The following is a 12,153-nucleotide window of genomic DNA, read 5'->3' as shown; positions in this document are numbered from 1 at the left end:
TCCTGTGTCCTCCGTTTCCCTCGATCACTTCTCCTCGCCGAGCCCCGACGCCGATCGCCCGCCGCACCTGTTCGACGTGATCATCGTCGGCTGCGGGCCGACCGGCGCCATGCTGGCCGCCGAACTACGCCTGCACGACGTGCGAGTCCTCGTCCTGGAGAAGGAGACCGAGCCGCCGTCGTCCGTCCGCATCGTCGGTCTGCACATCCGCAGCCTCGAGGTGCTGGCGATGCGTGGACTGCTGGACCGCATGCTGGCGCACGGCCGGCGACGCCCGGCCGCCGGCTTCTTCGCGGCCATCGACAAACCCGCACCGCCCGGGCTGGACTCCCCGTACGCCTACCTGCTGGGCATCCCGCAGCCGGTCATCGAACGTCTGCTCGCGGAACACGCGACCGCCCTGGGCGCGCAGATCCGGCGCGGCCGGACGGTCACCGGCCTCACCCAGGACGACCACGGCGTCACCGTCGAGTTGTCCGACGGCGAACGGCTGGGCGCGCGGTACCTCGTCGGCTGCGACGGCGGACGCAGCACGGTCCGCAAGCTCCTCGGCGTCGGCTTCCCCGGCGAGGCCACGCGGAACGAGACACTGATGGGCGAGATGGAGGTGGGAGTCCCCGCGGAGGAGGTCGCCGCCACCGTGGCCGCGACCGGCGGGGTCCGGCACCGATTCTGGCTCCGTCCCGCCGGGCCCGGCGTCTACAGCGTCGTCGTACCGGCGGCCGGCGTCAGCGACCGCGCGACACCACCCACCATCGAGGACTTCGCCCAACAGCTCCGAGTCGTCGCCGGAACCGACTTCGGCGTGCACTCGCCGCGCTGGATGTCCCGCTTCGGTGACGCCACCCGGCTCGCCGAGCGGTACCGGGTGGGTCGGGTCCTGCTGGCCGGCGACGCCGCCCACATCCACCCGCCGATCGGTGGCCAGGGCCTGAACCTGGGCGTCCAGGACGCGGTCAACCTGGGCTGGAAACTGGCCGGGCAGGTGCGGGGCTGGGCCCCGGAGACCCTGCTGGACACCTACCAGGCCGAACGTCGTCCGGTCGCCGAGGACGTGCTGGACAACACCCGCGCCCAGACGGAACTGCTCACCGACGAACCGGGCGCCCGGGCCGTCCGTCGGCTGCTGACCGAGTTGATGGACTTCGCCGAGGTGAACCGTCACCTCCTGGAGAAGATCACCGGGGTCGGCATCCGCTACGACCTGGGCGAGGGCCCGGACCTGCTCGGTCGCCGGCTGCCCGACGTCGGCCTGCGACACGGCAACCTCTACGCGCTCCTGCGCCGTGGCCGGGGCCTGCTGCTGGACCGCACCGGTCGGCTGACCGTCGGTGGCTGGTCGGACCGGGTCGATCAGCTCGTGGATCCGGACGCGGACCTGGACGTTCCAGGTGTCCTGGTGCGTCCCGACGGTCACGTCGGCTGGATCGGCGACGACCAGCTGGGCCTTGACGACCAACTGGCACGCTGGTTCGGCGGGCCCGCCGCGTGACGCCGTCAGTCGAGGACCGGCACCGAGCGACCCTCGTCCACCGTGTACGCGCCCGTCGAGAGGTCACCCAGGGCCGTGGGGGTCAGCGCCAGTGAGACGACGCCGCCGGGCAGCACGCGGACGTTGTCCTCGGACGCCGCGAACGTGGCGGGCGTCGACCCGTCCGGGAACAGCCGCTTCCCGCCGCCGACGACGACCGGGTACTGCAACAGCCGGTAGAGGTCGACGAGTCCGGCCCCGTGCAGCGTCTGGACGAGCCGCCAACTGCCGTGTACCTGAAGTTCGCCGCCCGGGCGTTCCTTGAGCCGGCGCACCGCGTCGACGACGCCGGTGCGCAACACCGTCGTCGGGTTCCAGTCGGCGTCGTCGTCGGTCAGGGTCTGGCTGACGACGTACTTCGGCAGGGTGTTCAGCTTGGTGGCGATCAGGTCGTCGGGGGCGGTGACCTTCGGCCAGTACCCGCCGAGCAGGCCGTAGCTCGTGCGGCCGAAGAGGAAGGCGTCGGCCGCCCGGAACCAGTCCTCGACGACCGCGTTGGTGTGCGCGGACATGTGCGGAACGAGCCAGCCGCCCCGGTCGAAGCCGTTCGAACGGTCCTCGTCCGGGGCGCCCGGTCCCTGCATGACGCCGTCGAGGCTCACGAAGACATTGACGCTGAGCAGCACGGTTCTCCTCCGTTGGCGGATCGGGCCGGCCGCTTCCGGCGGCCGGCCGACGGAGGTTAACTGCCGGGTCGCGGGTCGGTCTTGTACAGGAACGACATCGTCGGATCGTCGCCCGTGCCCAGCCCTCGCGCGGTGTGTCCGACGAAGCGCCGCAGCGCGTGCGCCAGGTGCGCCTGGTCGAAGTAGCCCAGCGTGTCGACGACCGCGCGCCAGTCGAGGCCGTCGCGCAGCATGGTGGCCGCGGCGTTCGCGCGGTCGATCTGGGTCACCGCGGTCTGCGTCAGCCCGGTGACGGCCCGGTGGTGCCGTTCGCGGGTGCGGGTGGACAGGTGACGGTCGGGCTCCGGACCCGCCAGGCGTGACGGCACCACCAGCCCCGCGTCGCGCAGCCGCCGGACGAACTGCTCGACGTTCTCGTACGTGGGCGTCTCCCAGTCCGCACCGCCGATGATGACCCGACCCGAGCGCGTCACCGGGAAGGACACGTCGCTGTCGACGATCGAGGTCGCGGGGTGCGGGCGGAGGACCGCGCCGAGGGTGAGCCGGATGCCGAGGAACTCGGCGTCCGGCGGAACCGGCGCCGTGGTCGCCCGGGTCTCGGGCCCGCGCAGGGTGACGAGAAGTTGTCCGGGCGTCCGCGTGACGATCAGGTGGCAACACGTACGCGCCACGGACGTCATCGTCTTCTCGGCGTCACTGGAGGTGCGCCACACCCGGTCGACGATGCCCGCGTCGGCATCGGTCGCACGATGCTCGAACCGCAACGCCATGACGCCTCCGTGTCCTCGTAGCTGATTCAGGCTATGTCCCGGCCCAGGTCATCGGCGTGCGCGGTGATCCAGATCGCGTCGCGTCGGTAGAGCACGACGTGACCGCGGATGCTCTCCTGTCCGCGATCGGCCCGAGCCTCGGTGACGGCGGCGAGGTCGTACAGTCGATCGACGGCGACCTGGAGGATGTGCGTGGGTCGCAGCTCCGAGCCGTACGCGTCGCAGAGGATGCGCAGGCGACGTGCCCGCTCGCCCAGGCGGCTGCCGAGAGCGTCCCCGTTGGCCGGATCCGCGAGCGGCACCAGCCGGTAGGCGAGATACGCCAGGTCCCACGCCCGCGGACCGGGCGAGGCGGTGTCCCAGTCGATGACCCCGGTGAGGCGTCGGTCGGTGAAGACCATGTTGTACGGCGCGAAGTCGTTGTGACAGATGACCTCGGCCGGCTGCCGCACCGGGGACTGCCACACCTCACGGTCGGTGTCGAAGCTCGCGCTCACCCGGTGGAGTTGCGCGAGGTGCACAGCCGCGTCGGTCAGAACCTCCTGGCTCCACACCCAGTCGGGTAGCGGGTACTGAGGCACGATTCCCGGCAGGTACGACACGGTGTCGCGCCCGTGCTCGTCGGTTCCCAGCGGCTGCGGCGCCCAGGTGAGGCCGCTGTCACGAAGATGGCCCAGCAGGCGTTGGATCGTGGGGCTCCAGGCGGCGGCCTCTCGTCGCACAGTGGCACCGACACGTATCGCGCCACCCATGTTGCCCCCGTGCAACGTCTCCTCCCGCCCGTTGACGGGACTCGCGTCAGGGTCGCTCATGCCGGTCATCCTGAACGAGAGCGGGGTGGCGGTGCCACCGCGTTCCAGCACCTCGGCTGTGGGCATGGATTAACGGATTGCCGGTAACGATAATCCGTTAATCCATGCCCACAAACGGGACATAATGCGCGCACATCATAATGACAGTTCGTGTGCGTAAGTACTCAGTTTGGTGTAGGACGCCTCATGCCGCGGGGGTGAGGTACTGCATTGGCGGTGCTCGGATCGTTACCGTCCTAGACGCCGGTGCGAGGGCTCACGAGCCAGCTCGAGGCGGCACGGTGAGTGGCTCGGAACGCAGATAGTCGATAGCGCGGCGCAACGCCTCCACGTTGTCCCGGAAGTGCCCAAGCGCCGCGTTGCACCCGTTGCACAGAAGGCCACGGATGGCGTTGGTGCTGTGGCAGTGATCTACCACTAAGCGGAAGGCCTGCGCCGAAGGCATGCCATCGTTGCGGGGCCGACCCACCGGAATGACTGGTATCTCATCCTCATGCACTCCGCAGATGGCGCAGCGGTACCCCTGCCGTGACCTGAGTTCGTCGTAGTAAGCCTCGGTGATCCGGTACTTGGACCAGAGATTCATCGCGCGATTGGAGCCTGGGCGGGCGTCTCTACTGGCCTGATTGATGCGGCGGGTGTATTCGCGGCATTGCTGGCAAGAGAGCAAGGTACGACCGGTCGCACCGAGGAAGGACTCCGGCGGCCGAGGTTGCCTGCACCGCCCGCACCTCCTGGACTCGTCCACGACTCCCGAGAATACCGATTATTGGGGGCGGCCCCGGCCCTGAATCGCGTCGGGCTGAGCCTACGAGCGGCGTACGTAGTTCAGTTCGCCGTGGACGAGGGGCCGCTCACTTCGTCGCGGTGGCCCACTCGGCTGCGAACAAGGGGCTGTAGTACCGGGTGAAACCGCAGCCCCACGCGATCGGGTCGGCGAGTGGCGCGCCACCCCAGCGGGGCGTGCCGGACACCAGCAGTCGGGTGCCGACCTGGTAGGCCGGGGCGTGCTCGGCGGTGGCATCGCCCGTTCCGGTCCCTGCGGTCGGCGGCCACATGTCCACCACGGCGGTGCCCGCGGAGCCGCCCCTGAACCAGGTGTGCACCTGGAAGGTCACCGCTCGCAGGTCCACCGGCGGCTGGTTGCCGCGTTCGGTTCGTGCCGGTCCGATGCCGGTCACCGTGCCGTCGAACGCGAAGCCCTGCTCGGCGAGCGTGCGGGGTGAATAAGCCTTGACGCACTGCGCCGCGCCGACGGCGAGCGGATCGCCGGGCTTGACCCCGGCCGGCAGGTCGGCCGCCGGCCCCGACATGACAGGTGTGGCCGGCGGCTCCGCGTGCGGCGTCGCGGCCGGCCGGTGGACGCCGTACCCGAGCGCTGCGACGATCACCGCGGTGGTGGCCGCCGCCACGGTCAGGGTCCGGCGCCGGCGGTGGACCTGGCGCACCGCCGCGGCGGCCACGGCCAACTCGTCGGGAGCGTCGGCGGCGTCGGCGGCGAACAGCTCACGCAGCTCGCGCTCGGTCGACAGGTTCATCGGGTCTCCCTCTGTGCGTCGACGGCCACGGGCCCGCGCAGGCTCGCCAGGGCACGCGAGGCGGTGGCCCGCACCGAGCTCTCGGTGACCCCCATGGCGGCGGCGATCGCCGCGTCGTCCAGGTCGGCGTAATACCGCAGGACGAGCACGGTGCGGGCGCGCGGGGCGAGCCTGCTCAACAACACCCGCATCTGGTCCCGGGCGGCGACCCCGTCGGCCGGGTCGGCGACCGTGGCACCGGTCTCCTGGCGCAGGTCGGCGGGCCGCTCCGTCGTCCAGCGTCGGCGACGCCAGCTCAGGTGCGCGTTCACCAGCATGCGGCGCACGTACGCCTCGGGGTCCGCCGCCGTGCGCACCCGCTTCCAGTGCCGGTACGTGTCGGCCAGCACGGTCTGGGCGAGATCCTCCGCCAGCTGCCGGTCGCCGCTCAGGACGAACGCCAGGCGCACCAGCGACCGGCCGTACCCCGCCACGAAATCCTCGAACGACACGCCCGCTCCCGTCAGTGCTCCTCACTGAGAAGACGCACCGGCCGCCGCCCCACGCTGCATCCGCGCGGCGGTGCTAGCTGTGCCCGTACGCCTGCCGGGCCTCGGCCACCTCGGCGGCCTGACGCTCGCGCCACCGGCGCTGCGCGTCGCGGTTGCAGGCGCGGCAGACCCGACGGTACGTGCCGGTCGCCGGGTCGATCTCCCGGTCGTGACCGTTGCGGCAGCGCGGTTGGCGTTCACGGGAGCGGCAGTTCTCCGCGTGCGTCACCTGACGCAGGTGGGTGGGTTCGATGCAGTCGGGGACGCCGCAGGTGTGGTCCACCTCGAGGTCGGGGTCGTAGTTCCCGACGAGTACGGCGTACGCGGCGATGTGCGCCCACGCCCGTCCGGCGACCTTCTGGTGGACCCCACGCTTCGAGCCGTAGCCGGTGACGATGAGGCAACCGGTGTCGACGCGTGTGGAGCGGGCGAGCAGGTACTCCCGCAGGCTGTCGGGGGTGAAGTGACGGGATAGCCCGTGGACGCCGGAGAGCATGGAGCGCAGCGTACGAACCGCATCCGACCGTTTCGGCGGCGGACTACGTGGCCGTCGACGACCATCCTGGCGCCCATCGACCAGTCTGCTTGATACTGATCGCATGATCGACAAGGAACGGCAGCCGTTGAGCACCGCGCACCCTGCCGACAGCTCGACGCTGCCCACCTACATGCTCATCTTCTTCGTCCTCGGCCTTGTCGGTTTCGGCGCGCACGGACTGGGCGACGGGCCGGAGGCCCTCATCATCGCGATCGTCGTTTCGGCGGTGTTCTTCACCTGCTTCCTCATTTTGTTCGCGGTCTACTGGACGGGATACCTGATGAAGGGTCATGCCGTGTGGCAGGCCGGGCGCCGGAGCGAGTCCGGCGGGTCCACCGGCGGCGAGTGACCTGTGGCCCCGGTCAATCCAGATCGGACAGGTCGAGGACGAAGCGGTAGCGGACGTCGTTGCGCCCCAGGCGTTCCAGTGCCGTGTCCACCTGGGCGGACGGGAGCACCTCAACGTCGGCGGTGATGCCGTGCTCGGCGCAAAACTGGAGCATCCGCGCCGTGGCGGGCCGGCCCCCGCTGCCGGCGGAGCTGAGCTTCTTGCGGCCGACGAGCAGGTCCATTGCTTCGATGGTCACCGCGCCGAGGTAGCCGACAAGGCTGAGGGTGCCGTCCATCGCCACCAGCTTGAGGTACGGGGCGAGGTCGTGCGGCGCGGAGATGGTGTCGAGGACGACGTCGAAGGTGTCGCGCGCCGCGGCCATCTGGTCGGTGTTGGTCGAGTCGAGGAAGTCGTGCGCGCCCAGGCGGCGGGCGTCGTCGCGCTTGTCCGTGGTCCGGCTGATCACTGTCGTGGTGGCGCCGAGCGCCATGGCCATCTTGACCGCGAGGTGACCCAGGCCGCCGAGCCCGGCCACGGCGACGCGGCTGCCGGGCCCTACGGCGAGGGAGCGCAGCGGTTCCCAGACCGTAATGCCGGCGCACATCAGGGGGGCGGCCGCCGCCGGGTCGAGGCCGGTGGGGAGGGGGTAGGCGAAGGCGTCGCGGACGACGTACTCGCGGGAGTAGCCGCCCAGGGTGGTCGATCCGTCGTGCCGGTCGGCGCCCCCGTAGGTGAGGGTTGGGAACGTGTGGCAGAAGTTCTCCTGACCGGCCCGGCACATCGCGCAGGTTCCGCAGGAATCGACGATGTTGCCCACCGCGACGCGGTCGCCGACGGTGAAGGCGGTCACCTCGGGGCCGGTCGCGGTGACGACACCGGTGAACTCGTGGCCGGGTACGAGGGGCGCCGGCGCCTTCGGGTCGTGGTGGCGCAGGGCGTGCAGGTCGGTGTGGCACACGCCGCAGTAGTCCACGCGTACCGCGAGGTCGTCGGCGCGCAGGTCGCGGCGCTGGAGCACCGTGCGCCCCAACGTCATCGGGCCGGTCGCCCGCCATCCGGTGGTCGTCCGCATGGTTCCATCCCCTTAAACAGACTGTTCGGTCTGCCGAACGGTAGCCGCTCTCCGCGCGCACGGCAAACCAACCGTTCTGTTTTGCTAGGGTGGCGGCATGCCGGAACAGCCGCAGACCTCGCGGGGTGCCGCCACGTACCAGCGCATCCTGGACGCCGCGACCGAGGAATTCGCCCAGCACGGCATCGCCGGGGCACGCATCGACCGCGTCGTCGCGGCCGCGCGCACCAACAAGGCGCAGCTGTACGCCTACTTCGGCGACAAGGAACGACTCTTCGACGCCATCTTCCTCGGCTCGCTGGAACGCATCACCAACGTGGTGCCCATCGACGCCGACGACCTCGCCGACTGGGCCGTACGCCTCTACGACGAGTACCTGCGGCGCCCCGACCTGATCCGGCTGGCCACCTGGACGCGGCTGGAGCGCCGGCCGGCTGGGCACCTCGTCGAGACGCACCAGCACTACGACGATCGTAAGCTCACCGCCATCGCCAAGGCGCAGGCCGCCGGGCGGATCCGGGCCGGCGACCCGTTCGACCTCATGGCCATGGTCATCGCCATGTCCATGGCCTGGTCGCCGGTTAGCAACGTGTATGCGGCGACCCACACCGAGCCCGACGACGTGCACGATCGGCGTCGCGCCCTGCTGCGCGACTGCGTCCGCCGGGCCATCACCCCCGACGCCAGCGCCGCGCCTCCGTCCTGAGCTGCCAGCGCCCCCGGGGTCGTGGATGCTGAAGCGTCGTAGGCGCGGGCTGCGGACGGCTGTCGCTATCCGCGCGGCGAGAACCGCCCGGGCAGGTGGGACGCCTGGTCGGGCAGGTCCACGTCGGTGTCGTCGGCGACGTCGTCGCAGGGGACCAGCCGTACGGCCGGGCCCTGGGCGCGTAGGTAGTCGCGTGCGCCCCGGTCGCCGGTGGCCGCCTCGGCGACGCCGGGCCAGTGGTCGCGCCCGAGGAGCACCGGATGTCCGCGCCGGCCGTCCGCATAGGTCGCCACGGTGAGGGCGCCGGTGGTGGCGTCGCGGGCGACGCGGCGTACCGCCTCGGGGGTCAGGTCGGGCTGGTCGACCAGGGTGACCACGACGGCGGCGGCCGGGCTGGACGTCAGGGCGTCCAGCCCGGCCCGCAGCGACGAGCCCATGCCCGTCGCCCAGTCGTCGTTGACCAGCACGCCGGGTAGCCGGGTGCGGGCGCGGACCTCGTCGGCCCGCGCGCCGAGCACCACCAGCACCGGCCGGCAACCGGCGGCGGTGAGGATGTCGGCGGCGTGCTCCACGAGGAGGCGACCCCGGTACGGCAGCAGGGCCTTGGGGTGGCCGAGCCGGTGACCCGCGCCGGCCGCCAGGAGCAGACCAGCCGTGACCATGGCCAGAGCCTAGTCCGGACGCCCGCATCCCGGTGTGCCGAGCCGCAGGTCAGCACACCAGTAAAGCCGCGTCAGCGGGCCAGCCACTCCCGGTAGGAGGTGGGGGCGAGGACGGCGTCCTCCTTGCCGATGAGCACGTCACCGGGGACTGCCGCGAACATGCCGGCGGTGTCGTCGGTGGTGACGGTCCGCTGGTCGCCCTTGGCGGCGAGGGTGATCCGGCCCAGGTCGTCGAGTCCGAACACGTCGGGGCCGGCGACGTTGCGGACGCCCTGAAGCGGCGCGCCCACGCTGACGTCGGCGACGGCCTGGGCGACGTCGGCCGCGGCCATCGGCTGTACGGGGGTGCTGGGCAGGCGTACGCCGGACTCGTCGGCGGTCCAGGAGATGACGGCGTCGATGAACTCGAAGAACTGGGTGGCGCGGACGATGGAGTACGGCACCCCGCTGGCCTTGAGGATGTCCTCCTGGAGGACCTTCGCGCGGTAGTAGGCCAGGTCGGGCACCTGGTCGACGCCGACGATCGACAGCACCACCGCGTGCCCGACGCCGGCCTGCTTGGCGGCGGCCAGGAGGTTGTCCATGGTGGTCTGGAAGAAGGCGGGGGAGGCGTCGTCGAAGGTCGGCGAGTTGGTCAGGTTGACGACGACCTCGGCGTCCTTGAGCGCCTCGGCCAGACCCTGCCCGGTGAGGAGGTCGACCCCGGTGGACTGCGAGTGCCCGACCGCGTCGTGCCCAGCCGTACGCAGGATCTTCACGACCTGGGAGCCGATCAGGCCCGTTCCGCCCAGCACAGCAATCTTCATGTCCGTTACACCTTCCCTGTGGGATTTCGTCCCGTTCGTGGCGGCACTTTCAACAGAGCCGCCAAACTCGGACCTCTTATGTCCGAGAACTATACTCGGATAAGAAGGGTCCGAGTATCAGGGGTGGCTAGGGTGAGGCGATGAAGATGTCCGGCGGGGTCGAGTGGGCGTTGCACTGCTGCGTCGTGCTCACCACCAGCAGCAGGCCCGTCCCGGCCGCCCGGCTCGCGGAGCTGCACGACGTCTCCGGCAGCTACCTCGCCAAGCAACTCCAGGCGCTGGCCCGCGCCGGGCTCATCCACTCCGTGCAGGGCAAGTCCGGCGGCTACGCGCTGACCCGCGCGCCGCAGACGATCAGCGTGCTGGACGTGGTGCACGCCGTCGACGGGCCGGGCCCGGCCTTCGTGTGCACCGAGATCCGTCAGCGCGGCCCGCTGGCCACCCCGCCCGCCGACTGCACCGGCGCGTGCCCGATCGCCCGCGCCATGTGGGCCGCCGAGACGGCGTGGCGCGACGCCCTCGCCGGCATCTCGATCGCCGACCTCGCCCGCGACGTGGACGTCGACTCCGGCCCCGAGGCCCTGGCCACCGTCCGTGCCTGGCTCACCGGCGACCCCACCGGCTGAGCGTGCCCACCCGGCGCGGCGAAGCTCACCCGGTCCGGCGTACCTCGGTGTCCCAGATCTCGGCCCACGGACGCCGCAACCCCCGGCACACGTAGATCGGGCCGCCGTTCTCGTCGTTGGCCACCTCGACACGTTGGTCCACCCGCCCGGCCAGCTCGCACCGCGCGAACCAACCGTTGAGCGCGTCGGGGCGCTCCCAGCCGACCGCGAGCACCACGTCCGCGTCGGCGGGCGGCCGACCGAAGTCGACCATGCTGTTGTGACCGGAGTACGCCGGGGGCAACTCCCGGGCCGGTCCGTAGCGCGCGACCGCCCCGGCCTCGCCGTAGTTGGCGGTGAGGATGACCGTGCGCGCGCGGTCCGACTCCGGCAGGCCACGGTGGACGGCGGCGAGCGAGTCGGCGAACGCCGGCCAGCCGATGGTCTCCCCGGCGTCGTAGTTGACGTCGACCACGAAGGCGGGCAGCCGGTCGGCCGGCAGCACCGGCAGCAGCAGCACCAGGCTGGGCAGCAGGAACGGCACCGCGCCGACCGCCAGCACCCCGCGCCGCAGCCACGCCGCGCCACGCGACGCCCAGGCGGCGGTCACCACCGCGCCGGCCGCGGCGAGCACCAACAGCAGGGGAGCGTCGTAGTAACCCTTGCCGCCGGCCACCAGGACCACGCCGAACACCACGACCCAGGCCCAACCCACCGCACGGTACGGCCGCCACGCCGGCCGGCGCAGCAGCGCGACGAGACCGGCGATCCAGATCGGTACGGCGTACGGGCTGATGATGAGGAACTGGAGGGCGAACGCGTCGAGCCGGCCACTGTAGGAGCTGTCCCCGTCGGCGATGGACGCGGCCACGCCGAGCTGCGGGAAACCGTGCGCCGCCTGCCAGATCAGGTTCGGCACGGCCAGCACCAGGGCGATCCCGGCGGCGGCGAGCACCCACCTGTCGCGCAGCAGCCGACGCGGCCCCGCGATGAGCACCCCGGCGAGCAGGCCCACGGCCAACAGCGCCGGCAACAGCTTGTTGAGCATGCCCACGCCGAGCACCAGCCCCAGCACGAGCGCCCACCTGGTGTCACCGGTGCGCAGCAACCGCACCGCGCACCACGCCACGGCGACCCAGACCAGCAGGTCGACGGTCGTGGTGCTGAGCAGGTGGCCGCTGGCGAGCACGATGCCGGAGATCGCGGCCAGCACCGCCGCGAAGCTCTGCCCGCCCCGGCCGCCGCCCAACTCCCGGGCGATGGCGGCGACCAGCAGGACCGCGCCGCCGGCCAGCAGCGCCGACGGCGTACGCAGCACCACCAGGTTGCCGGGCGCGATCTCGTCGAGCAGTCGGGCCAGCGCCGGGACCAGCGGACCCTGGTCGACGTAACCCCAGTCGAGGTGCCGGCCGCAGAGCAGGAAGTACAGCTCGTCACGGTGGTAGCCGTACCGCCCGGCGAGCAGCAGCAGCGTCACCGTGGTGGCGGCGGCCACCAGCCACGGCCCCCAGGTACGCGGACCGGGCTGCGGCAGCTCGGTCGATGCGGACGGCCGGACCGGCGTCCGCGGTCGGTCGATGTCGGTGGCGGGCTCGCTCACCGGTTCATCATCGCCCGGAACGCCGC

The 12,153-nt window shown here is 71.5% G+C and carries 15 protein-coding genes; 4 read left to right on the top strand and 11 right to left on the bottom strand.

From position 1 onward, the window contains the following. Nucleotides 1-67 precede the first annotated feature (67 nt). Complete coding sequence (locus ACN263_RS14620; RefSeq protein ID WP_422740711.1) at nucleotides 68-1,492, top strand: FAD-dependent monooxygenase; 1,425 nt, start codon at nucleotides 68-70, stop codon at nucleotides 1,490-1,492. Between the two features lie 5 nt (nucleotides 1,493-1,497). Here the strand turns inward: ACN263_RS14620 and ACN263_RS14615 are convergent, their stop codons facing one another. From ACN263_RS14615 to ACN263_RS14585, 7 genes are all read right to left on the bottom strand, one after another. Next, a complete protein-coding gene (locus tag ACN263_RS14615; RefSeq protein WP_422740352.1) occupies nucleotides 1,498-2,157 on the bottom strand; it encodes a dihydrofolate reductase family protein in 660 nt (219 codons plus the stop codon). A gap of 56 nt (nucleotides 2,158-2,213) precedes the next feature. After that, nucleotides 2,214-2,927, bottom strand: coding sequence for an AraC family transcriptional regulator (locus ACN263_RS14610; RefSeq protein WP_422740351.1), 714 nt, complete (start codon nucleotides 2,925-2,927; stop codon nucleotides 2,214-2,216). Between the two features lie 26 nt (nucleotides 2,928-2,953). Continuing rightward, nucleotides 2,954-3,739 (bottom strand): aminoglycoside phosphotransferase family protein, encoded by a 786-nt coding sequence (locus tag ACN263_RS14605; protein WP_422740350.1) that lies wholly within the window; start codon nucleotides 3,737-3,739, stop codon nucleotides 2,954-2,956. Nucleotides 3,740-3,995: 256 nt separating this feature from the next. Beyond that, nucleotides 3,996-4,325, bottom strand: coding sequence for an endonuclease VII domain-containing protein (locus tag ACN263_RS14600; RefSeq protein WP_422740349.1), 330 nt, complete (start codon nucleotides 4,323-4,325; stop codon nucleotides 3,996-3,998). A 268-nt stretch (nucleotides 4,326-4,593) separates the two neighbouring features. Continuing rightward, nucleotides 4,594-5,277 carry a hypothetical protein gene (locus ACN263_RS14595; protein ID WP_422740348.1) on the bottom strand — a complete coding sequence of 228 codons (684 nt, stop codon included), beginning with the start codon at nucleotides 5,275-5,277 and terminating at the stop codon, nucleotides 4,594-4,596. After that, nucleotides 5,274-5,768, bottom strand: coding sequence for a sigma-70 family RNA polymerase sigma factor (locus ACN263_RS14590; protein ID WP_422740347.1), 495 nt, complete (start codon nucleotides 5,766-5,768; stop codon nucleotides 5,274-5,276). Before ACN263_RS14590 ends, ACN263_RS14595 begins: the two co-directional genes overlap by 4 nt. Before the next feature lie 73 nt (nucleotides 5,769-5,841). Beyond that, nucleotides 5,842-6,303: an HNH endonuclease gene (locus tag ACN263_RS14585; protein WP_422740346.1), complete on the bottom strand. Its 462-nt coding sequence runs from the start codon at nucleotides 6,301-6,303 to the stop codon at nucleotides 5,842-5,844. A 103-nt stretch (nucleotides 6,304-6,406) separates the two neighbouring features. On the opposite strand from ACN263_RS14585, the gene ACN263_RS14580 reads away from it, so the two are divergent. After that, on the top strand, nucleotides 6,407-6,694 hold the full coding sequence (locus ACN263_RS14580; RefSeq protein WP_422740345.1) for a hypothetical protein: 288 nt from the start codon (nucleotides 6,407-6,409) through the stop codon (nucleotides 6,692-6,694). 13 nt (nucleotides 6,695-6,707) lie between these two features. Here ACN263_RS14580 and ACN263_RS14575 read toward each other — a convergent pair whose 3' ends face one another. Then, nucleotides 6,708-7,748, bottom strand: coding sequence for an NAD(P)-dependent alcohol dehydrogenase (locus ACN263_RS14575; protein WP_422740344.1), 1,041 nt, complete (start codon nucleotides 7,746-7,748; stop codon nucleotides 6,708-6,710). A gap of 97 nt (nucleotides 7,749-7,845) precedes the next feature. On the opposite strand from ACN263_RS14575, the gene ACN263_RS14570 reads away from it, so the two are divergent. Next, complete coding sequence (locus tag ACN263_RS14570) at nucleotides 7,846-8,454, top strand: TetR family transcriptional regulator (RefSeq protein ID WP_422740343.1); 609 nt, start codon at nucleotides 7,846-7,848, stop codon at nucleotides 8,452-8,454. A gap of 65 nt (nucleotides 8,455-8,519) precedes the next feature. Here ACN263_RS14570 and ACN263_RS14565 read toward each other — a convergent pair whose 3' ends face one another. Next, nucleotides 8,520-9,116, bottom strand: coding sequence for a nucleotidyltransferase family protein (locus tag ACN263_RS14565; RefSeq protein WP_422740342.1), 597 nt, complete (start codon nucleotides 9,114-9,116; stop codon nucleotides 8,520-8,522). A gap of 71 nt (nucleotides 9,117-9,187) precedes the next feature. Next, entirely contained in the window at nucleotides 9,188-9,922 is a 735-nt protein-coding gene (locus tag ACN263_RS14560; protein ID WP_422740341.1) for an SDR family oxidoreductase, read from the bottom strand. 140 nt (nucleotides 9,923-10,062) lie between these two features. Between ACN263_RS14560 and ACN263_RS14555 the strand changes: the two genes are divergently transcribed. Next, nucleotides 10,063-10,548, top strand: coding sequence for an RrF2 family transcriptional regulator (locus ACN263_RS14555; RefSeq protein ID WP_422740340.1), 486 nt, complete (start codon nucleotides 10,063-10,065; stop codon nucleotides 10,546-10,548). A 25-nt stretch (nucleotides 10,549-10,573) separates the two neighbouring features. On the opposite strand, the gene ACN263_RS14550 is transcribed toward ACN263_RS14555, so the two are convergent. Further along, complete coding sequence (locus ACN263_RS14550) at nucleotides 10,574-12,127, bottom strand: glycosyltransferase family 39 protein (protein ID WP_422740339.1); 1,554 nt, start codon at nucleotides 12,125-12,127, stop codon at nucleotides 10,574-10,576. Between the last annotated feature and the right edge of the window lie 26 nt (nucleotides 12,128-12,153).

It is taken from the genome of Micromonospora sp. WMMD729, assembly GCF_049315225.1.
In the GTDB taxonomy this organism is placed as follows: Bacteria; Actinomycetota; Actinomycetes; order Mycobacteriales; family Micromonosporaceae; genus Micromonospora.
This window is presented reverse-complemented; position numbering and strand designations above follow the sequence as displayed.

Excerpts from the sequence above, each read along its gene's own strand:
- ACN263_RS14610 (WP_422740351.1), bottom strand. The coding sequence starts at position 2,927 with ATGGCGTTGCGGTTCGAGCATCGTGCGACCGATGCCGACGCGGGCATC.
- ACN263_RS14605 (WP_422740350.1), bottom strand. The coding sequence starts at position 3,739 with ATGAGCGACCCTGACGCGAGTCCCGTCAACGGGCGGGAGGAGACGTTG.
- ACN263_RS14600 (WP_422740349.1), bottom strand. The coding sequence starts at position 4,325 with ATGAATCTCTGGTCCAAGTACCGGATCACCGAGGCTTACTACGACGAA.
- ACN263_RS14595 (WP_422740348.1), bottom strand. The coding sequence starts at position 5,277 with ATGAACCTGTCGACCGAGCGCGAGCTGCGTGAGCTGTTCGCCGCCGAC.
- ACN263_RS14585 (WP_422740346.1), bottom strand. The coding sequence starts at position 6,303 with ATGCTCTCCGGCGTCCACGGGCTATCCCGTCACTTCACCCCCGACAGC.
- ACN263_RS14580 (WP_422740345.1), top strand. The coding sequence starts at position 6,407 with ATGATCGACAAGGAACGGCAGCCGTTGAGCACCGCGCACCCTGCCGAC.
- ACN263_RS14575 (WP_422740344.1), bottom strand. The coding sequence starts at position 7,748 with ATGCGGACGACCACCGGATGGCGGGCGACCGGCCCGATGACGTTGGGG.
- ACN263_RS14570 (WP_422740343.1), top strand. The coding sequence starts at position 7,846 with ATGCCGGAACAGCCGCAGACCTCGCGGGGTGCCGCCACGTACCAGCGC.
- ACN263_RS14565 (WP_422740342.1), bottom strand. The coding sequence starts at position 9,116 with ATGGTCACGGCTGGTCTGCTCCTGGCGGCCGGCGCGGGTCACCGGCTC.
- ACN263_RS14560 (WP_422740341.1), bottom strand. The coding sequence starts at position 9,922 with ATGAAGATTGCTGTGCTGGGCGGAACGGGCCTGATCGGCTCCCAGGTC.
- ACN263_RS14555 (WP_422740340.1), top strand. The coding sequence starts at position 10,063 with ATGAAGATGTCCGGCGGGGTCGAGTGGGCGTTGCACTGCTGCGTCGTG.